The 16,774-nt window shown below is 57.7% G+C and carries 26 protein-coding genes and 1 CRISPR repeat array; of the genes, 5 read left to right on the top strand and 21 right to left on the bottom strand.

What is annotated here, in order from left to right:
- The 14 genes from NP_RS08210 to NP_RS08145 form a co-directional block, all read right to left on the bottom strand.
- Positions 1 to 342, bottom strand: coding sequence for a hypothetical protein (locus NP_RS08210; protein ID WP_394296338.1), 342 nt, complete (start codon positions 340 to 342; stop codon positions 1 to 3).
- An 11-nt stretch (positions 343 to 353) separates the two neighbouring features.
- Entirely contained in the window at positions 354 to 698 is a 345-nt protein-coding gene (locus NP_RS08205) for a hypothetical protein (RefSeq protein ID WP_011323370.1), read from the bottom strand.
- A complete protein-coding gene (locus tag NP_RS08200; protein WP_011323369.1) occupies positions 695 to 1,102 on the bottom strand; it encodes a hypothetical protein in 408 nt (135 codons plus the stop codon). The genes NP_RS08205 and NP_RS08200 overlap by 4 nt, the downstream gene beginning before the upstream one ends.
- Positions 1,099 to 2,799: a hypothetical protein gene (locus NP_RS08195; RefSeq protein ID WP_011323368.1), complete on the bottom strand. Its 1,701-nt coding sequence runs from the start codon at positions 2,797 to 2,799 to the stop codon at positions 1,099 to 1,101. Before NP_RS08195 ends, NP_RS08200 begins: the two co-directional genes overlap by 4 nt.
- A gap of 41 nt (positions 2,800 to 2,840) precedes the next feature.
- Positions 2,841 to 3,527 carry a hypothetical protein gene (locus NP_RS08190; RefSeq protein ID WP_011323367.1) on the bottom strand — a complete coding sequence of 229 codons (687 nt, stop codon included), beginning with the start codon at positions 3,525 to 3,527 and terminating at the stop codon, positions 2,841 to 2,843.
- 102 nt (positions 3,528 to 3,629) lie between these two features.
- Complete coding sequence (locus NP_RS08185) at positions 3,630 to 3,887, bottom strand: hypothetical protein (protein ID WP_011323365.1); 258 nt, start codon at positions 3,885 to 3,887, stop codon at positions 3,630 to 3,632.
- A gap of 1 nt (position 3,888) precedes the next feature.
- Positions 3,889 to 4,119 carry a hypothetical protein gene (locus tag NP_RS08180; protein WP_011323364.1) on the bottom strand — a complete coding sequence of 77 codons (231 nt, stop codon included), beginning with the start codon at positions 4,117 to 4,119 and terminating at the stop codon, positions 3,889 to 3,891.
- Position 4,120: 1 nt separating this feature from the next.
- Positions 4,121 to 5,101, bottom strand: a complete 981-nt coding sequence (locus NP_RS08175) for a hypothetical protein (protein ID WP_011323363.1) — start codon at positions 5,099 to 5,101, stop codon at positions 4,121 to 4,123.
- Entirely contained in the window at positions 5,094 to 5,411 is a 318-nt protein-coding gene (locus NP_RS08170) for a hypothetical protein (protein ID WP_011323362.1), read from the bottom strand. The genes NP_RS08175 and NP_RS08170 overlap by 8 nt, the downstream gene beginning before the upstream one ends.
- Entirely contained in the window at positions 5,408 to 6,043 is a 636-nt protein-coding gene (locus tag NP_RS08165) for a hypothetical protein (protein WP_011323361.1), read from the bottom strand. Before NP_RS08165 ends, NP_RS08170 begins: the two co-directional genes overlap by 4 nt.
- Entirely contained in the window at positions 6,036 to 6,356 is a 321-nt protein-coding gene (locus NP_RS08160; RefSeq protein WP_011323360.1) for a hypothetical protein, read from the bottom strand. The genes NP_RS08165 and NP_RS08160 overlap by 8 nt, the downstream gene beginning before the upstream one ends.
- 5 nt (positions 6,357 to 6,361) lie before the next feature.
- The gene (locus NP_RS08155; protein WP_011323359.1) at positions 6,362 to 6,565 is read right to left on the bottom strand and encodes a hypothetical protein; all 204 of its coding nucleotides are present in this window, start codon (positions 6,563 to 6,565) and stop codon (positions 6,362 to 6,364) included.
- Positions 6,566 to 6,618: 53 nt separating this feature from the next.
- The gene (locus NP_RS08150) at positions 6,619 to 6,945 is read right to left on the bottom strand and encodes a hypothetical protein (RefSeq protein ID WP_011323358.1); all 327 of its coding nucleotides are present in this window, start codon (positions 6,943 to 6,945) and stop codon (positions 6,619 to 6,621) included.
- Positions 6,946 to 6,948: 3 nt separating this feature from the next.
- Positions 6,949 to 7,269: a hypothetical protein gene (locus NP_RS08145; RefSeq protein WP_011323357.1), complete on the bottom strand. Its 321-nt coding sequence runs from the start codon at positions 7,267 to 7,269 to the stop codon at positions 6,949 to 6,951.
- A 115-nt stretch (positions 7,270 to 7,384) separates the two neighbouring features.
- Here NP_RS08145 and NP_RS08140 point away from each other — a divergent pair, with 115 nt between their 5' ends.
- The 5 genes from NP_RS08140 to NP_RS08120 all read left to right on the top strand — a co-directional run bounded on the left by NP_RS08140 (position 7,385) and on the right by NP_RS08120 (position 9,825).
- A complete protein-coding gene (locus NP_RS08140; protein ID WP_049939591.1) occupies positions 7,385 to 7,639 on the top strand; it encodes a hypothetical protein in 255 nt (84 codons plus the stop codon).
- A complete protein-coding gene (locus tag NP_RS08135; protein WP_011323355.1) occupies positions 7,629 to 8,141 on the top strand; it encodes a hypothetical protein in 513 nt (170 codons plus the stop codon). Before NP_RS08140 ends, NP_RS08135 begins: the two co-directional genes overlap by 11 nt.
- A gap of 2 nt (positions 8,142 to 8,143) precedes the next feature.
- Positions 8,144 to 9,052 (top strand): hypothetical protein, encoded by a 909-nt coding sequence (locus NP_RS08130; RefSeq protein WP_011323354.1) that lies wholly within the window; start codon positions 8,144 to 8,146, stop codon positions 9,050 to 9,052.
- Between the two features lie 271 nt (positions 9,053 to 9,323).
- Positions 9,324 to 9,578 carry a type II toxin-antitoxin system HicB family antitoxin gene (locus NP_RS08125; RefSeq protein ID WP_011323353.1) on the top strand — a complete coding sequence of 85 codons (255 nt, stop codon included), beginning with the start codon at positions 9,324 to 9,326 and terminating at the stop codon, positions 9,576 to 9,578.
- A complete protein-coding gene (locus tag NP_RS08120) occupies positions 9,460 to 9,825 on the top strand; it encodes a type II toxin-antitoxin system HicA family toxin (protein ID WP_332370221.1) in 366 nt (121 codons plus the stop codon). Before NP_RS08125 ends, NP_RS08120 begins: the two co-directional genes overlap by 119 nt.
- A 344-nt stretch (positions 9,826 to 10,169) precedes the next feature.
- Here the strand turns inward: NP_RS08120 and NP_RS14145 are convergent, their stop codons facing one another.
- The 7 genes from NP_RS14145 to cas5d form a co-directional block, all read right to left on the bottom strand.
- Positions 10,170 to 10,352, bottom strand: coding sequence for a helix-hairpin-helix domain-containing protein (locus tag NP_RS14145; RefSeq protein ID WP_083761672.1), 183 nt, complete (start codon positions 10,350 to 10,352; stop codon positions 10,170 to 10,172).
- 232 nt (positions 10,353 to 10,584) lie between these two features.
- Positions 10,585 to 10,845: a DUF7386 family protein gene (locus NP_RS08115; RefSeq protein WP_011323351.1), complete on the bottom strand. Its 261-nt coding sequence runs from the start codon at positions 10,843 to 10,845 to the stop codon at positions 10,585 to 10,587.
- A gap of 427 nt (positions 10,846 to 11,272) precedes the next feature.
- Positions 11,273 to 11,888: direct repeats of the CRISPR family, unit length 37 nt; unit sequence GTTTCAATCCCGTTCTGGGTTTTCAGTCCGTCTCGAC.
- Positions 11,889 to 12,005: 117 nt separating this feature from the next.
- Positions 12,006 to 12,278: a CRISPR-associated endonuclease Cas2 gene (cas2, locus tag NP_RS08110; protein WP_049939589.1), complete on the bottom strand. Its 273-nt coding sequence runs from the start codon at positions 12,276 to 12,278 to the stop codon at positions 12,006 to 12,008.
- Positions 12,279 to 12,280: 2 nt separating this feature from the next.
- Positions 12,281 to 13,276, bottom strand: coding sequence for a type I-D CRISPR-associated endonuclease Cas1d (gene cas1d, locus NP_RS08105; RefSeq protein WP_011323349.1), 996 nt, complete (start codon positions 13,274 to 13,276; stop codon positions 12,281 to 12,283).
- Entirely contained in the window at positions 13,273 to 13,845 is a 573-nt protein-coding gene (gene cas4, locus NP_RS08100; protein WP_232503962.1) for a CRISPR-associated protein Cas4, read from the bottom strand. Before cas4 ends, cas1d begins: the two co-directional genes overlap by 4 nt.
- A gap of 41 nt (positions 13,846 to 13,886) precedes the next feature.
- Complete coding sequence (gene cas3, locus NP_RS08095) at positions 13,887 to 16,037, bottom strand: type I-D CRISPR-associated helicase Cas3' (protein ID WP_011323347.1); 2,151 nt, start codon at positions 16,035 to 16,037, stop codon at positions 13,887 to 13,889.
- On the bottom strand, positions 16,030 to 16,773 hold the full coding sequence (gene cas5d / locus NP_RS08090) for a type I-D CRISPR-associated protein Cas5/Csc1 (RefSeq protein WP_011323346.1): 744 nt from the start codon (positions 16,771 to 16,773) through the stop codon (positions 16,030 to 16,032). The genes cas3 and cas5d overlap by 8 nt, the downstream gene beginning before the upstream one ends.
- Position 16,774: the final 1 nt, after the last annotated feature.

Below are 16,774 nucleotides of genomic sequence, written 5' to 3'. Positions count from 1 at the left end.
TTACTGCTGCGCTTGTTGCCGCCCCAGCGCGCCGCGTATATCAGCGACTGAGGGGAGTGTGTACAGTGCGAGCCCGACGCCGGCGACAGCACGCCAGCCCTCGAAGGAAGTGCCGCTGGCGAGCCACAGGCCGGCCAGCAGCGCTCCGAAGAGCGTCGGGGCAAGGAACGCGAGGAATCGCCACAGCGGACTGTCCAGCGGCCGCCAGACGGCCCGTGCTTCGGAGCCCAAGACCTCGGCCTCGAAGGCGGCGTCATCGGTCCTGAGACGCGCAACGGCGTAGTGCGTCAGCTCATGCAGCAGCACCGGCGGAAACGACAGCAGCGCCATCAACTGGTGCATCCGTCGCACTGTCAGAACCCTCCGCGAAGCAGCCAGCGCTGTGCGGCGGCCATCCCGCCGAAGGCGATGCCGAGAACGACTATCGAGTAGGCAAACGGCGTGAGATGCGGCGGGAGCATCGGGACAAGCGTGCCGCCGACGAGGATCGTGACGACGGTCGGGACCGCTGGATCGCCGTCGCCGGCGATGTATAGCGACAGCAGCAGCGTCCCGCCGATGAGTAGCCCCATCATCGTCGTCCCGCCGGCCGCTGCCGACAGGTCAGTCGTCACGCACTCGACGAGGTCGCCTTCAGTCCCCTGCCCGAAGCACGCGAGTGAGCTGTCCTCGAGCTCCGGAGAGTCGGGCGTCGTCATATCCACTCCCTCCCAGTAAGGAACTGAAAGAGCCCGACTGCGCCGACAATCTGCAGGACCATCCCGAGCGGTATGGCAAAGAACCGCGGGAGACCGAGATTCATCAGCGTGAACGGCAGCGCGGCTATCGAAGCTACCAGTCCGACAGCGAACTGCGCACCTTCGAGCACGAACCCGATGGTTGTCGGCTCGTCTTCGGCTGCGACATCGGCCCCAATACCACCTTCGTCACCCTCATCGACACTTGCGTCGTCGGCGGCCTGCTCCAGGTCCTCCTGCGGTCCGAGGCCGACTTCGTCGTCGGTGTCTTGGCCGAAGATAGCCGGCCCGATGCCGGACATCGACAGCATCGACACGCTGAACCCGAGGAACAGCACGAATGCGACGACGCCGATGGTCCTCATCGGAGTCCACCCCCGCCAAGCCGGTAGAGGATGGCCGTTGACCCGGCGACACCGATGGCGACGCCGGGAATGGGTAGGATGCCGATGGCCGTCAACAGCGCCGCGTAGCCGACTGTAACGATGGCTGCCAGCGACGGCGAGACGATGACGATGAGACCTGCCAGTGCAATCAACGAGACCCAACCCATCAACTCCAGAATCCACGGGTCGATATCGGCGTCAGCCAGCACGTCTGGCAAGTCACCGACCGGGATATCCCACGTCTCGGTGCCTTGGTACCCGCGGTCGGCCTCAACGTGGACAATAAGCGAGTCCTCTTCGGGGTCGAAGTTGTGGTCGTAGATTGGGTAGGTTTCGATGTAGCGACCGTACGGTCCAGATTCCTCAATTTCAGGCCGGACGGTCTCGCCGGCTTCACTCTCGATACCGATTGTAAGTGCGTCAGTCGCGCCCTCCTCGTCGATATAGATGACGCGGGCTTCGTACTCGTAGTCAGCATCCGGTGGTGCGGCGCGAAGCGACGCTTGTGCGACTGGCTCCGTTTCGACATCGCCGGCGATGTTGACAGTGCCAATCGTCACTGAGGGATTGTCGGGCCCGGTGACTGTATACGCGCCGAGCACCCGTTCCTCGCCGGCATCGTTGGTGACACGCAGCCGGTATCGTTCCTCTTCGACGAGTGTTGTCGGAAACTCCCCACCAGCTGAGAACTCATCACCGGAGATAATCTGGTAGGTCGTTTCTCCGTCGATGGTTAGCGGCTTCTCGACGAAGAGCCGCGCTTCATCCGATGGGAAGCGGCCGGTGTCGTCCTGCAGGTGGAAGCGGATTTCTGACGACGGTTCCGTGGCCGGTAGCAGATAAATTGCACTTTGGTCAAGTATCGAGTCGATGAGGATGCGCCGCCAGACGTAGTCCGCATTCTCATCACGAACGGTGACAACGAGCTCTTCATCGGCGGGCAACCCATCTAGGTCAACCGTGCCATCGGTAGCCGTCCGCTCAAACACCTGCTCATCATCCCCGAAAAAGCGAACGCGGAGATCAATTTCGTCGTCATCAAGCAGAGTCTCCGGGTTGGTTTCATCCCGGATTTCAAGCTGTGACGGACCGTCCTGAAGCCGAAGCTCGTAGCTTCCGGCAGCAAGGTCAATTGTCTCACCGTCGATTGCTGTCGTTGTGCCGCCAACCTGATCCCCATCAGCATCAACTAATTGAATCCCGCCATCAAATCCTGTCCCGTGCAGCTCCAATTGCATCTCAGAGTTCCCAGATATCTCGATATCAGTTTCGTCGTTATCTAACTCAGCGTCGTGCAGCGTGACTTCGCCAACGCCGCCGCCGACAGTAACCTCGACAACATCGTCACGAGCAATTGAGATGTCTGACGAAGTGGCGTCGATCTCTGAGACAGACGCACTATCGCCGTCGAATGTTGCATCCGAAACCGCAACCTCAGCGCTTCCGTCGGCTGATATCTCAACTCCATCAACGGCAATTGTTTCGTCGTCGGCGAACGGGACGGCTGGCAACTCCTGGCTGTCCGAGAGCTCGACCGTGAGGCCGCTGTTTGTTTCAAGCACGACTCCTTCGCTGGCCTCGAATGTCCCGAGGTCAACAGCAATTGCTGCACCGGCCGGTAGCAAGAGGCCGATGAGCACGACCGCGACCACGACGAGGCCGGTGCGTTCGTTCATTTTTGTCAGTTGTGTTTATCGTTAAGCGTCGGTGTGGTCACTCATCCGAGCTTCACCACCTGAAACGCATTTGTCATACCGCTAAAGTGCCGCAGCTCCACCTCACCCCCTGTTCGTTGTTCAACAAATATCTCAATACTGTCACCCTCCGAAATCTCGTAAACGCGGGATATTTTCATATGCTTTTCCTCGCCTACCCACCCGACATGGGCTGGGGTTCGGTTAATAAAAAGCCCAACATCCCCCTGTATTGACAGTTGTGCTCGATCACCTTCACCCCAACTCAGACCAGTGCCCCACAAAATACTTGACTCAACGTAATATGTACCGTCCTCCTGAATAACGAAACGGTCGTTGCCAGTATCAGCATCCACAATATCGCTGTCCTCTATTTCGACAGTATTCCATTCGACCTGTGTTGATGTATTGTCCGGGATGGGTTGGTCGCTGGTTGAGTACATCAGACCTGCAACCTCCCCGATGCTTGCTGACTCCGCGTCTATCGAATTGGCAAACAAATCGACTGGATCGGCTTCAGTGCCGACCTGCCCGACTGCCTCTTGCGCCGCTGCCCGCTGACTCCCGACGCCAGCGCCGAGCGCCCCAGCGCCAGCGACGCCAGCCAGCGATGCGAGGACGCTCCGCCGGCTCGGACCTGCCGATTGCGATTCGATTATTTGCTCAAGCTGTTCGACTCGGCTCTCAAGTTCTTCGACTCTGTCAGTCATGGGTCTTGATTTCGGTTCGCGTTGCTGCAAGCGGTCGCTCGGCATTACGACCCCGCTGTTCCTGCACCGCTTCATCTCGCAGCCGTTGTAGTTCTTCGTCGGTCATCGCACACGCCTCCTATCGAGCGTCCGCTCTTCCTGGACGGAGCCCGCAATCACCCACGCCCAGACGAACAGTAGCAATCCAACCAGAATCACCGGGACAAGGCGGTCAAGCCAGATGACAGGTGTCGCGAACGGCCCCTCAGTCGGGGCAATCGGGAGCAACTCGGCGACGAACACCTGCTGGTAAATGAGTCCGCCAACCGCCAGCCCGACAGTCGCCATCAGACCGTAGCCAAACCGCAGCCACGCCGACATCTCACAGCCCTCCCGGCCGCGCCTCGACGACGGCGCGGGCCACCAGCGCCGCACAGACGGCCAGCATCATCACCAGCAGGTTGTGCTCGGCGACCGCCGCGAAGCTCCGATACAGGAGCTCGTCTTCGGGGCCAAGAAACGGCAGAAAGAATCCAAGAATGAACGACAGTATCGCGGCGATAAGCACGGCTGCGCCCGCAGAAAGCACGGCGCGGATGAACGCGCCGAACATCTCAGACCGCCCCGAAGGCCATCAGGCTGTTGACCAGCAGCGGGTTCATCGACGACCCGCCGTCTTCGCCGCCGACAAGCTGCGGACCAATCAAGACGATAGCCAGCACGCCGAGGATGATGGCGGCACAGAGCAGCAGCAACTTGAACAGCGACGGCCCTTCGTCGCCAGAGAGCCGTCCACGAAGGAACCCGCGGTCCTCCTGCATCTGCATCGACTCGGAGGTCGTCGTCTCGGCACGCCACTCTTTGGCCTTGTTGAACGAGATTCGCATCCCGTCGTAGCCGTCCCCACTGTCGAGATCGATGATGTTGTCGCCGGCCCACTCGCCCGGCGAGTCGAGCTCGAAGCTCACTGCCGGATCGTTGATACCACCGTCAGCACGAGCCCGCTGTGACCCGCCGGCCGCACCGTAGTCGATGTTTGCGGTGATGTCCGGGTTGACGAACAGCGGCCAGTAGTTGTCGAGTTCAATGGCCGTGCCGATGCGGGGTTTGAGCCAGCCGGCTTCGACGTGATCGTCGCGCTGCAGCGGCACTGTCGGCGTCCGGCCGATGTAGTTGACCGAGTAGCCTTCCGGTCCGGGGTTCCAGACCTTGTCGATTCCTTTGGCCTTCCAGCCGGCCTTTTCGCCTTCGTCGACCTCCTCAGGAGTTCGGTACTTGACCGGAATGAGGTCGATCTGTTGGCCCTCCTTGGCGACGATACCGACCGCGTCACCGCCGGCCTTCTTGTGGTAGTTCTCGATGCTCTTGACCGCCATCCGCTTGAACAGCCTACCGGTAAACGGTACGATGCGGAACGCGGTACTGGTTAGGCCACCGGCGACGCCGCCGGTCCAGAGGACAAAGTTCTCTGTCTTTTGCCGCATTCGCTCGCCGGCTTTCTTTCCACGTGTTTTAGGGTCCGTGTCCTCTGTCTCCGCGTCTTCGAGCAGGTCGTCGTCGAGGACGTCGTCGCCCGGAAGGTCGTCGTCAGTCATCGGCGACACCTCCAGCAGGCTCGCGTTCGTCCGGGCGCTTGAGTTCGGAGAGAGAACCCCCAGGCAACTTATTCAGTCCGCGGCGCAGCAACCCGTCTTCCATAATCGCATGGCAAACGGCCAGTACAGCAATCGCAGCGAGTGTGAGTATCAATCCCACCACCGAGTCGAACGGCGTAACGATCATGCCGGCTGCCACGAAGAGACTCGCTATAACGAGGCCAGCCACTACCACGATTTTCCGCGACAGTCGCCGGAAATGGTACTCCAGCATCGTCTTGGGCTGGTCGCTATCGTTACCGGCGGTCATTCGTAGAACCTCCCGAGTCGCGATGCAGCTCCCTCTTCCTGCTCTTCGCGCCGAACGCGCGTTTCGGTCGTGGCGGTCGTGGTCGCATCAAGACCGGCAGCGTTCTTCGACAGTGCCATCAGGTCGGCGGCGACCTCGGCAGCGCCGTAGAGGCGGCTCTGCTCCTCGGAGGACATCGGCCGGCGGGCCGATTCTTTGTCAGCCGTCTTCCGCTTCCAGTACTGCCGGTCGCCAGGGATACCCGGCTGGTCGTAGGCATCGAGTTGTGGCGTTTCGGCTCCCTGCGCGGTCGCAAGCAGAAATGGCCGCCCGCGAAGCAGCCGCCCAGGGCGGTTCTCTGCCAGTGCCCGCTCACGCTTGTTGAACATGAGCAGGTCGGCTTCATCGTCCCACGTATCCCCGCGGTTCGAGACGGCATGCGCCCCGGAAAACCACGTCGGATGTTCGTCTTCCAGCCACTCGAAGAGCTCCGAATCACCGAGATCCGAATCGCGAAGCTCGTTGAGGAAGTGGCTGTTTTCGAGCTTCCGGTGCTGTTTCTCGGCAGCAGCCGACATAACAGCCTGCTGGCTGCTAGCGGTGAGCTGCCGGTCTTCCTGTGCGTCCATGTGTTCTTGCGTTTCGCTATCCATTGGTCTGTGAATCACTCAGTGGTTCATCGTCGGTGTTCGGCGGGTAGACGCCGACTGTGTACAGAATCAGCGCGAGTAGCGACAGGAGTGCAAACAGGAACGTCAGCCACCGGACCTCAGCGGGAACCGGAGCGGCGACGACGCTCCCGTCGCTGGTCACGCGCTCGACCTCACCACCGACGAGGGCGGTTAAGCTCCAGCTGACGAATGCACCGAAGCTCGTGATAGTGGTACGCTCGTCCGGTCGGAACAGCCACGCCGCTGTCAGCAGCGTCGCGCCGACCGCCAGCGCGAAGTAATAGCGTTGGTACATCGTTCTCAGAACCCGTCGCTCTGGAAGTACGCCACGAACGCCGCCATCGCGGCGACGAGGACCAACAGTCCAAGGATGCCGTCGAAGACAGCGATGATGCCGAAGAGGTCAGCCGTCAGGCTGCCTTCGGCGTCACCGAAATCGAGTATCAACGGCAGCATCGCTAAGCCGACGGCCAGAACGACGACGGTCCAGACGCTTCCTCTCATAGGTGTGTGACGGTTGGAAAGTAGTCGAAAAGCGGTGCCTCAGGATGGACTGCTCAGAAGCCAGAGCCTCCGAAGAAGCCCATCACGCGGTTGGCCGCGGCGACGAGTAAGCCGATGACCAGCAGCCCGAGTGCTGCCGGACCGGTCGACGTGAGGCTGTCAAGGACACCACCGAATGGCCCCTCGTAGTTTCCGTCAGCGTCTTGAGCGAACTGCTCAAGGCTGAACACCTCGGTCAGGACGAGGGCGAGGACGGCGATGCCGATCATCGCACCGCCGATAACACGGACGGTGCCCATAATGCGCGCCTCTGAAACGCCGGTTGCGTCGCTCGCGTGTTCGACGGCGTCAGCACCGCGGTGGGCGTACGACGCCGACATTGGTCAGAAGCCCCCGCTGCCGAAGAAGCCCATCACGCGGTTGGCAGCAGCAACCAACAGCCCGATGACGAGCAGCCCGAGAGCAGCACCCCCGGTCGATTCGAGACTATCGACGACTCCGCTGAATGGCCCCTCCTGGATGTCCATCGCCTCGAGGGTGAACACCTCGGTCAGAACAAGGGCGAGAATCGCGATGCCGATCATCGCACCGCCGATGACACGGACGGTGCCCATGATACGAGCCTCCGATAGCCCGGTACGGTTCGACACTCCTTCCACTGCGCCAGCGCCTTTGCTGACGTAACTCTGGCTTTGACCAGCCATGAGTAGCCGTTGAATATGGGACGGCATATAGCCTGACTCCGGTTCCTGTATGGCCGGGGATAGCTGTTGCATCAGGACCGGGGACTTTTACTGCAACACCGCGCACTCCGAATCGATGGCCTCCAATCAATGCAGTAAACCCGTCCGAACCCACCGCCGACAGTACACTGACGGTCACGAACCGCTCAACACCGAAGAGCGAACTGTCCAGCAGCGCAACACCGCCCTCTACGCGAACTTGACCGAGTACGCTACGATGACGCTGAATCTCGACAAGGGACAAACCGTCCGCGTCGAGACGTACCGGGGCGGCATCTGGATCGAGCCCGTCGACGACACCGGAACGGAGGTCGATATCGATGTCGAGTGACGACGACGAGCGGCAGGACAGAGCGCCACGGCGGATGATTCACGATATGCGCCGTCGCGTACAGATGGTCCGGAATCAGTACTGGGACGAAGGCGTCGAAGGACAGGTCAGCGTCCAGACGCACAAGGAGTTAGCCGCCGCCTGCATCCAGTACTACGACGTCCTGTATGAGTTCCGCGACGAATCGGTGCTTGACGACGGCGACTTCCCGAACATCGCACCGCTACGGCAGCGCCTCGGTCAACGTGTCGAACGGCATCAGCCGTCAGCCGGTCGGGGACGAGGCGTCTCAACCCAAACTGTCCCAGCGATTACCGAGATCCCCGTTGAGGAGATTCTACAGCTGACCGAGGACCTCGACGATCTGGCGAAGAAGCTCGGCTTCGGCGCACAGGCGCGCGAGACAACGCCGCACGATGATATCGGCCACGAGGACCTCGCGGCGCTACTCGAAGCCAGAGGGCAGGATGATGCCCTCGAAAAGGTCCCCGGAGGGAGTTAGCGATGGCAGTCAGCGTCGATCACGGCCACGAGCCGCACGACCTCGACGGAGTCCTCGATGCCGACCTTGCCGCCGAGCTCCGGAAGCGCGAAGCCGACCCCGCACCGACCGAAGCAGCCGAGTCGCTATTCGGAGCCTTCAACGGACCGTTCTTCCGCGAGTTGGCACAGCGAAAGGCTGAGAATCGGGACGCAAAGTGTCTCGTCACGGCAAAGGACGGCCAGACCGGCATCGGGAAGTCGAACTGCTGTGACTTCCTCGGCTACGTTTCAGATACGTCGGCAGCGGGCTTCAGCGAACACAAGACGACTATCGACCCCTTCGAGTTCTTGGATTTCTACGGGCACCTTCCACCGGGCTCGGCGACGATTATGGAGGAAGGCGAGCAGTTCGATGCCCGCCGGTCGAACTCGAACAAGAACATCGATGCGGCCGAAAGGTGGCAGATGGCCCGTGTTCGGGAGATTATCGCCTTCGTCAACCTGCCGTCGCCGGAGGAGATAGACAGCCGCTTCGAGCGGCTGGCGGACTACTGGATCAACATCGAACGCAGAGGCTTCGCTCGTGTCTACAAGAAGCGTATCCATCCCACCAAGCGCGTCCTGTACTACGAGACGCTCCAGACCTTCGAGTGGCCGAACATGGACGATTCGGAGTCGTTCAAATACATGGACGCGCTGAAAGACGACCGGCTTGACGACGGGGACCACGGGTCGAACTGGGTGCGACAAAGCGAGGTCAACGAGATGGTCGAACGAGCCCGGAAGGAGGCTCGTGAGGAAGAGCGGGACAAGTGGATCGCATCGGTCTACCGTGATACGGAGATGACCGGCAAGGATGTCGCGCGTCTGGAGGCCTGCGAGGTCTCGCGTGGACGCGTGTCTCAGATTGCATCGGAGGTCCGAGATTGACTGTTACTAACGGCGGTAGGCAGGGTATGTGTATGTACGTACGCGCTAACAGTATGAGACGGTCAGCTCTAACAGGGCAGGCCGGGGGTCGCACGGCCTCGATGTCCGACCCGGAATCCATTTCGCGTACTGCGGGGGCGGGGGGTCTGAAACTCGCTGTTCGGTCAGGGACCGGTGACCTCCGCGAAGCGCGCGCGTTGAGGAGTTCCTACGCTGCCGGCACCGAGCGGCTGGGCGGTGAGTTTACAACACTCGATAGCTTATGTGAAGTATGGCGACTGTATCAGAGCCTCCGGCCGGCGTCGAATTCGTTCACGAGGACGACGGTCGTGTAACGGCCCGACACGTTGAGTCGGGCGTAGCCTCGTTCGGCGACACCGAGGCTGAGGCGCTTCGCGAGCTCGCCGATGCTTTGGATAGCCACTTTGGCGACGGCGAGCGGATTGACGATCCTGAAGCGTATCTTGAGGACCAAGGAATCGATGTCGAGATCGGCGAAAATGGCTCGCCACCGTGGCTCGAGTAGTGTGGTCCGGACGAGCTTTTCCTCGCGAGACGTGATTAAGACGCTCACCAAACACGGGTTCGTACCGGTTGGTGGCAAGGGGAGCCACACAACGCTTCGATACGAGAATGACGAAACGGGCGAGGTGCGGACGGTAACGGTCCCGAAAGCCGATCCGATCCCAGTCGGGACGCTGCAGCAAATAGCCAAACAAGCGGGTGCCGACGACTTTCACGACTTCTGCCAGTGGGTCGACCGGACGAGTTAGCTTCGACGTTCTTGGGCTGGCTCTGCGGCCTCACCAGACTGCTCAAACGTGCTCCACGGTCGAAATCTGTCCGTCCATCACGTCGCGCCAATTAAACTAGTCCGACCGCTACAGTAGAGCTAATCAGCTCGGCAATTTGCTAACCGTGTGCTGATTCTGTCACATGCGAATTTTCCAGTAATAGCGTGTCATAGAATCAGTCTCAGCCGGTTAGAGAACTGCGTACTGGGCGAAAAAGAAACTACTAGATACGATTGATATCTGAGGTGGTATGCAAGATATAGAGCATCTATTCAGCACAGAGCCTCAAGTTCCTGCTACTCACTCATGTCTAATCGTCCTGTTTATTGTTCGTTTTTGAAGTGCCGAACAACTCTCTCTGCAATTCCGTCCTCAAATCCATCTATCGACGCTATTTCATCTCTTGACGCCTGACTCAATTCATCTAAAGAGTCGTACCCGGCATTTCGCAGGACATCTGCCCGGTGATCCCCAACATACCGGATTTCGGTAAATGGATCACTCATAATTACTGATTAATGTTATAGACTATATTATATTTTTGTATCGGTTTACCTTCGTTCGTGTAGCCCGACCTTTGGGAGAATCCAAATATCCGCTATGTAAGATACGCGCTGTGTATCTTGCACGCAGGTCTTGACAAGAGTCGGATAGACAGACCGTGCGAAGTTTTCTATGACAGGCTCTGCTCTTTGGTATGGTAACTGTTCTATGACACCCTCTCAGGTTGGTAGCCTCTTACCGCCAGCGCTGCTCGATTGACGTTCGGTACCGGAGCTGCAGCACGGACGTGTTGCAGCAGTCTTTCACCTCGCCGGGCGGGTACTTGTCGCGGACGTCTTCGAGGTTCTCGTGGGATTCGATCAGGTGCGTCAGTGCGGCGTCGATGACGTCACTCCTCGGCGGGTCATCCGATGGGTCGGACGCCACGATATCGCTTGCTTGATCGAGTAGGTGCTTCCGTTCGTCGGACAGTCTGAGGGTCGTTCGTTCACCCATTTATATAGCTCCGTGCATACGGGGGATTCGGTTGCGTCGTTCTGCGGTGACCGAGCGGCTGTTCTTTATATACCCGGTCGTGGCCGTCGCTCGGCGGCCGGCGTGATCGTGCCGATCACCGGCTCGATCTATACACGCGACTCGCTCAGCAGACGACGAAGTGTGCATACATCGGGATGGTCGTATACATTCAGCTCTGACCCCACGGTCCCGCACCGAAACCACCGCTTCGCCGACCTCCGGACACACCTCTATCGAACTGTTCCGACTGTTGTTGTCTTTCTCACAGGTCATCGGCGTTGCTTGAGCAGCATCGAGAATAAGCATCAGGGCAATTCAATACGAGCAGCTCGGACTATTCAGCGCAATCAGTGGCTTTCTGTCTACTGTGACCGCTGCCGCCGCTCCGCGCGTTCTTCACCGGCAGGTTTCAATCCTATTCTGGGTTTTCAGTCCGTCTCGACTCGACGGGCACGGTCGTCGAGCGAGACGCCGACGGTTTCAATCCCGTTCTGGGTTTTCAGTCCGTCTCGACACCACCAGCCCGGAGGGCCTGACCGATGACTAGCGAGTTTCAATCCCGTTCTGGGTTTTCAGTCCGTCTCGACGGTTTTCATGATTGACGACGATATCTTTACCTTCAGTTTCAATCCCGTTCTGGGTTTTCAGTCCGTCTCGACTGCAACCGACCCAATCCGCGTTGAATCAGGGACGTTGTTTCAATCCCGTTCTGGGTTTTCAGTCCGTCTCGACATGGGTTGCGGGAGACAACGCCTGAGCGTATCTTTGTTTCAATCCCGTTCTGGGTTTTCAGTCCGTCTCGACGTTCGAGTTGGTCGCCTGAATCGTCGACCGCAACGTTTCAATCCCGTTCTGGGTTTTCAGTCCGTCTCGACATCGTCAAACGTCATATCGAGCGTCCATTCGCCGTAATGTTTCAATCCCGTTCTGGGTTTTCAGTCCGTCTCGACCGCAAACTCTAAGTCTTCAGTCACGCTTGGGACTTGTTTCAATCCCGTTCTGGGTTTTCAGTCCGTCTCGACGGGGGGTGGAAATACGATGATAGGAATGATAAGCGTTTCTCTGGTATCGATACTCGGGCGGTTCTTCGTGGAGGGGGGCTATACAGACATTTGATAAGGGTCGATGAACGACGGGGCTCAGATCACGTTGGATTGCCCATCCGGCGGGTCGTTGCCAATATCTGTTGTTGCGTCTTGGCAGGCGCTACAGAGGCGATAGATACGAATGCGGTCACCAGCACTCGGGTCAATGTGTGATTCCAGTTCGGCTTCCAGTTCAACACGGTCGGTTTTGCTGATTTCCAGCTCGAAGACGCTGTACTGTCTCCATGCCCCGTACCGTTGGAGTGTTCGATACACGTGGCGTCGGTTCGTGTCGTCACTGACATCGTAAGCTACGGCGAGCCGCATTGTCATCGCTGGAATGTCAGAGGATGGTACTGGTCCATTTCTCCTGTGATTGCTTTTCGCAGTAGAATTGCTTGCTGTCGCACTGCTTTTCGCCGTGTGACGGAGTACTCGAAGTGCGGGTGTGTGAACTCTTCTTGCATGAACTCATCGAACTTTGAGAGGTAGGTCTTGAACGCGTCATCGGACAGTCTGTTATCCTTGTTGAAATCGTCGTGTGTCAACGTCCGCCGATTGACCAGCCGCGTCACCAGAGCATCGCAGAAGATCGGGCGGAACTCCTCTTGCAGATCGAGTGCGAGTGATGGTCGCCCGTGTCGATCTGCGTGTAGCACTCCCAGGAACGGATCCAGGTTGTACTGTCTGAGGGCGCTCATGACCTCGTTTTTCATGAACACGTAGGTCAGCGAGAGCAACGAGTTAATGTGGTCCTCGGGCGGTCGCTTCGTCCGTTTCTCGAATGTCCAGCCATCAACGAGTGTCTCATCGAGTCTGTCGAAGTACCGCTCTGCTGCCTCGCCTTCTGCTCCTCGAAGGTCGTCTTTCGTTTTGATATTGTCTACACGAACGCCAAGGTCTTTCAGCACATCTGTGCCGGTGACACCCTTCCGTGAGAGCAATGTGCGCTGATTGCGTATCTTACCACGAATCATTTCCTTGGCAATTGCCAGTTCCTTCGCAGGTGTGAGTGCGTACTGCGCGCGCCTGACCTCTGCGATGGTGTTCTTTTCGGGGACGAAACTCCCCCGATACTTGCCATTCTGCGTGAAGTAGTTCAGGACGATGCCGTGTTCATTCGCCTCTGCAACGAACGGTGTCGAAAAGTTGACCCCCCCGAAGACGTTGATGGTGTCGAGTTTTTCTTTGGGGTAGGCTGCGAGCTCTCCGTCATCGCCGTCAACGTCCCAGACGATGATTTGTCCGCCGTCAGTACGGACTTGGGTTCCCTGTTTGGTGACGTAGACGACTGACTCGTCGAACATCCCTTCTGCAGCTTTCATATTTCGTCCTCCCAGCCCGTTCCGTGGGCTTTCTCGGGTTCGAGCTTTGCCGTCTCTGCTGGCATACAGTACTCCCTAGCGGAGCAGGCATCGCACTTGTCCGGGTTGTCCGTGAGTGGCGGAATATTTGTGGCTGACATGGATTGAATTTGATCCACTATCTTGGTGACAGCCTGTCGGTGGTCCTCTGTAATTCGAATCGAATGTCGCTGGTCTGTAGAATATAGATATATGTAGCCAACGTTGACGGGCTCGCCTATTGCGTTGGACAGCAGCATACAGTAGCCGGCCAGCTGAACTTCATCGTTGGTGTAGTACCCGCCGCTTTCAGCTCGCTTGCGCTCGATTGGCGTGAGTACTCCGTCTTTGGATTCGATAATGTCGATTTTGCCATGAAGACCGAGTGAACTATCACTCAAGTATCGCTCGTTGATCCAATCGCCCCGTTGGGCAGCGTTCTCGTGTTTACTGCGACCATCAACCAGTTCGTATGGGGTTCCCATTTCGTCGTGGTACCGCTGGTAGTAGAATCGCCGTGGACAGTAGAGGTACTCATTCAGCGCACTCACATGAACGCACTCATCGTGATCTGTGACGGAATTTGCTGGCGTCACAACTCACTCACCTCGATATCGAGTCCATCAGCCTCCTGTTGATCCTGTACTCGGCAGTACAGATAAAGCGCATCGTGGCTGAACGCGATCGTAGCCGTATCTCCTTCTGGGTGTAGGAGTGGATACACGAATCCGAACTCGCCAATGGAGTATTGTTTCGAGACCTCGCTGACGTGCCCCTCAATTGGATAGCAGAGGACTTCGGTTTCACTGAGCTCGATCTTCAACTGGTCTAACCCATCGATGTCTGGCGACGTTTCGACTTCCAGCCCGGTACACACTTTTGGTTCCCGAGTCTGTCGTTTCCCTCTATTCAACAGTGAGTATAGATCACCAGTCGGTTTGAAGCAAAGGTCACGACCAGTGTACTCGTCATCACCTTCGGTTCCATCGCCATCGTAGGTCCCGTAGTAGATGCAGTATCCAATGCTGTAGCGTTCCACCCGCGATACATCGTCTCCGAGACGGTCAGGAACACGCGTCAAAAAGTCATCCCGCTCTAGTAACTGGATGTCACCGTGTCGTAGCAGATACGTCAGATTGTAGTTCTGGACGACCTGTTGATCTGGATCATAGACTGTCAGTTGAAGACTGTCACCGCGGTACATCTGCAACGCATCAAGAATCTTTGTCTGTACCGAATCATGACAACGTTTCGCATCTTGTTTTGAGAACACAGTACCATGCGGTCGGCAAAAGTGCCGCTCGATCCGCTTCCACCCCTCTTTTCTGATCAACCCAGCTTCGTCCGACGGGGTGTTCTCCACCCGTTCTTCGACGTGATGGTACGCCTCGACAGTCGAATACCGCCAGTCGAACGACTTCGGTGTCGAGTTATCGACATAGTGTTGTTCAACCAATCCCTCGAATCTCTCTCGGTTTATCCATTCGTTACCGTACGCATTTATTTCCGATTGAAGTTGTTTATATACGTAGGGAGGAATGTACGCGTAGGCTTTTGATGTTTCTTTACGTGTTCGGAGACGGCCGAGTCGCTGGAAGAACGTTGCGGCACTGTGTGCAGAGAACAGCACCTGATCAGTATCGAAATCGACACCGACCTCGACTGCCGCATTGCTGACAAGAGTGTCGAATCGGTTGAGTTTATCAGCTATGTCTGCGCGATGAAACCCGTCGATTCGTTCGATAGTACCGAGCTCAGAATCTTGCAGTAATCGATATATTTCGTCAACTTCATGTAGGCCATCCAGCATCAGAACGGTCCGACCCTGTGAGAGCTGGTCGATAGTTTCCTCTCGCTGTTCAGCCAGACGTGACGCAGTCTGAAATGTTGTTGCTGGCTGCAACCGAAGTTCGAGTGGAGGCAATACTGGACGGTACGCAGTCGGTAGCTGGCCGGGGGCAAATGCGATAGCTGGCTGGTCGTCCGCTGCCATCGCTGGGTGTGGCGTCTCACGCCATCCAAAACCCGTGAGTGGATAGTAGGGTGCAGAGACCGCTTCTTCGAACCGGCCAGCTAGTTCCTCGTCTGGTGTTGCACTGAGGAACACAAGGTATGACAACCGACATATTTCGGTGTCAGCATCCTGCATTTCGTCCAGTAAGAACAGGAGCGTATTCTGCTCCTTTCGTGTCGCTCGATGGAACTCATCGACCACAGCGACTTCGAAGAAATTGATTCCATCAGTCCGATTGTGATATATTCTCCGGCGTAACAGGACGAATATGTCTGGATTCGTGAGCAGAATAACCGTTTCCGAACGCTGAAATGCATCCCGTAAGAGGTACGAAAGGATCTCTCCGTTCGACTCAGCAGGATAGTCTGTTGCGTACTCGTCTTGGAGTGTATCACTTGAGACTGCCAGCAAATGGACATCGTCTCCGCCATCAATATCGTCCAGCATTAACTCGATATTCTTCCGTTGATCTTCGATCAGTGCGTTCGTTGGATACACCGCAACGGTGTCTAGACCCTCCGAAATCGTCGGCGCAAGCCACGACAGCGTCTTTCCCGCACCAGTTGGCGCGTCGTTCACGAAGGCACCTGAGACACCTGTTGTCAGAGCGTCGTGGAGTGCCCACTGGTGGCGGTGAGGAGTAACGCCGTCGACCGGATACGAATCACTTGGATATTTTCGCAACCCAAGTCCCTTCAATTGGACGTTGAGTGGTGTCGAATCAGACATCGCCACGCTTCGTTGCGAGGAATTTGGCACCTGCCGGATAGTACACGCGATCAGCAGACTCAGTCGGGGATTCTATCGCGTAGTGGTCAGCTTCGAACTTGCCCTCGAACCAGAGCGGTGTGGGTTGCATCTGCCGCATTACAACGCCACCGAGTGGCTGTGCGTCATGATCGTAGATGCTCAACGGGTGACCTAGCGAGAATGTCCCCGATTTTCGCTCGGCCTCAACGATACGATAGCGAACGCGTCCTTTCCCACGCTTTTTTCCCAGTCGGATGTACGACGGCAGTGTCTCTTTGGCTGACTTAGCTGTCCGGCCGTATGGAAAGACATAGAACCGGAAGTGGTTGCCCGGCGCTAGCGCTCGTTCACGCTCGAACGTTGGCAGGTTCTGGCTGGCCTTTCCTGTGGGATCGTCCTCGGCCGGATAGTTCGGGGTTGCGTAGGTATCCGCTCTCGCGTTCCGGTTGGTCGTGAGGTATTCCGTTCGGATTGACTCGCTCTCAACCGCGACAGGTGTCGCTGGAGTTACGTACACTTCGTCTACGATGTCCGCTGTATCCTCTATGTATGTCGGCTGGTGCGTGACGTCAACGTAGTTGCCACCCGCCAGACCGAGCGCATAATGTAACGCTGTGTTGAGGATATACGGGTCGGTGTCGGCCATCCGACCGACCTCACGAGATGCAAACCCGACCTTCCCGTGTGTTGTCAGCGTTGCTTCAAGTACCTCCATG

This window comes from Natronomonas pharaonis DSM 2160 (genome assembly GCF_000026045.1).
Taxonomy (GTDB): domain Archaea; phylum Halobacteriota; class Halobacteria; order Halobacteriales; family Haloarculaceae; genus Natronomonas; species Natronomonas pharaonis.
The sequence above is the reverse complement of the archived record's forward strand: the minus strand, read 5'-3'. Positions and strand labels throughout refer to the sequence as shown.

Coding starts and splice junctions, on each gene's coding strand:
- NP_RS08160 (WP_011323360.1), bottom strand. CDS start 6,356: ATGTACCAACGCTATTACTTCGCGCTGGCGGTCGGCGCGACGCTGCTG.
- NP_RS08190 (WP_011323367.1), bottom strand. CDS start 3,527: ATGACTGACAGAGTCGAAGAACTTGAGAGCCGAGTCGAACAGCTTGAG.
- NP_RS08185 (WP_011323365.1), bottom strand. CDS start 3,887: ATGTCGGCGTGGCTGCGGTTTGGCTACGGTCTGATGGCGACTGTCGGG.
- NP_RS08195 (WP_011323368.1), bottom strand. CDS start 2,799: ATGAACGAACGCACCGGCCTCGTCGTGGTCGCGGTCGTGCTCATCGGC.
- cas3 (WP_011323347.1), bottom strand. CDS start 16,037: ATGTCTGATTCGACACCACTCAACGTCCAATTGAAGGGACTTGGGTTG.
- NP_RS08200 (WP_011323369.1), bottom strand. CDS start 1,102: ATGAGGACCATCGGCGTCGTCGCATTCGTGCTGTTCCTCGGGTTCAGC.
- NP_RS08205 (WP_011323370.1), bottom strand. CDS start 698: ATGACGACGCCCGACTCTCCGGAGCTCGAGGACAGCTCACTCGCGTGC.
- NP_RS08150 (WP_011323358.1), bottom strand. CDS start 6,945: ATGTCGGCGTCGTACGCCCACCGCGGTGCTGACGCCGTCGAACACGCG.
- NP_RS08125 (WP_011323353.1), top strand. CDS start 9,324: ATGGCGACTGTATCAGAGCCTCCGGCCGGCGTCGAATTCGTTCACGAG.
- NP_RS08145 (WP_011323357.1), bottom strand. CDS start 7,269: ATGGCTGGTCAAAGCCAGAGTTACGTCAGCAAAGGCGCTGGCGCAGTG.
- NP_RS08165 (WP_011323361.1), bottom strand. CDS start 6,043: ATGGATAGCGAAACGCAAGAACACATGGACGCACAGGAAGACCGGCAG.
- NP_RS08180 (WP_011323364.1), bottom strand. CDS start 4,119: ATGTTCGGCGCGTTCATCCGCGCCGTGCTTTCTGCGGGCGCAGCCGTG.
- NP_RS08120 (WP_332370221.1), top strand. CDS start 9,460: ATGCTTTGGATAGCCACTTTGGCGACGGCGAGCGGATTGACGATCCTG.
- NP_RS08115 (WP_011323351.1), bottom strand. CDS start 10,845: ATGGGTGAACGAACGACCCTCAGACTGTCCGACGAACGGAAGCACCTA.
- NP_RS08170 (WP_011323362.1), bottom strand. CDS start 5,411: ATGACCGCCGGTAACGATAGCGACCAGCCCAAGACGATGCTGGAGTAC.
- cas2 (WP_049939589.1), bottom strand. CDS start 12,278: ATGCGGCTCGCCGTAGCTTACGATGTCAGTGACGACACGAACCGACGC.
- NP_RS08130 (WP_011323354.1), top strand. CDS start 8,144: ATGGCAGTCAGCGTCGATCACGGCCACGAGCCGCACGACCTCGACGGA.
- NP_RS08210 (WP_394296338.1), bottom strand. CDS start 342: ATGCACCAGTTGATGGCGCTGCTGTCGTTTCCGCCGGTGCTGCTGCAT.
- NP_RS08175 (WP_011323363.1), bottom strand. CDS start 5,101: ATGACTGACGACGACCTTCCGGGCGACGACGTCCTCGACGACGACCTG.
- cas1d (WP_011323349.1), bottom strand. CDS start 13,276: ATGAAAGCTGCAGAAGGGATGTTCGACGAGTCAGTCGTCTACGTCACC.
- cas5d (WP_011323346.1), bottom strand. CDS start 16,773: ATGGAGGTACTTGAAGCAACGCTGACAACACACGGGAAGGTCGGGTTT.
- NP_RS08135 (WP_011323355.1), top strand. CDS start 7,629: ATGTCGAGTGACGACGACGAGCGGCAGGACAGAGCGCCACGGCGGATG.
- NP_RS08140 (WP_049939591.1), top strand. CDS start 7,385: ATGGCCTCCAATCAATGCAGTAAACCCGTCCGAACCCACCGCCGACAG.
- NP_RS08155 (WP_011323359.1), bottom strand. CDS start 6,565: ATGAGAGGAAGCGTCTGGACCGTCGTCGTTCTGGCCGTCGGCTTAGCG.
- NP_RS14145 (WP_083761672.1), bottom strand. CDS start 10,352: ATGAGTGATCCATTTACCGAAATCCGGTATGTTGGGGATCACCGGGCA.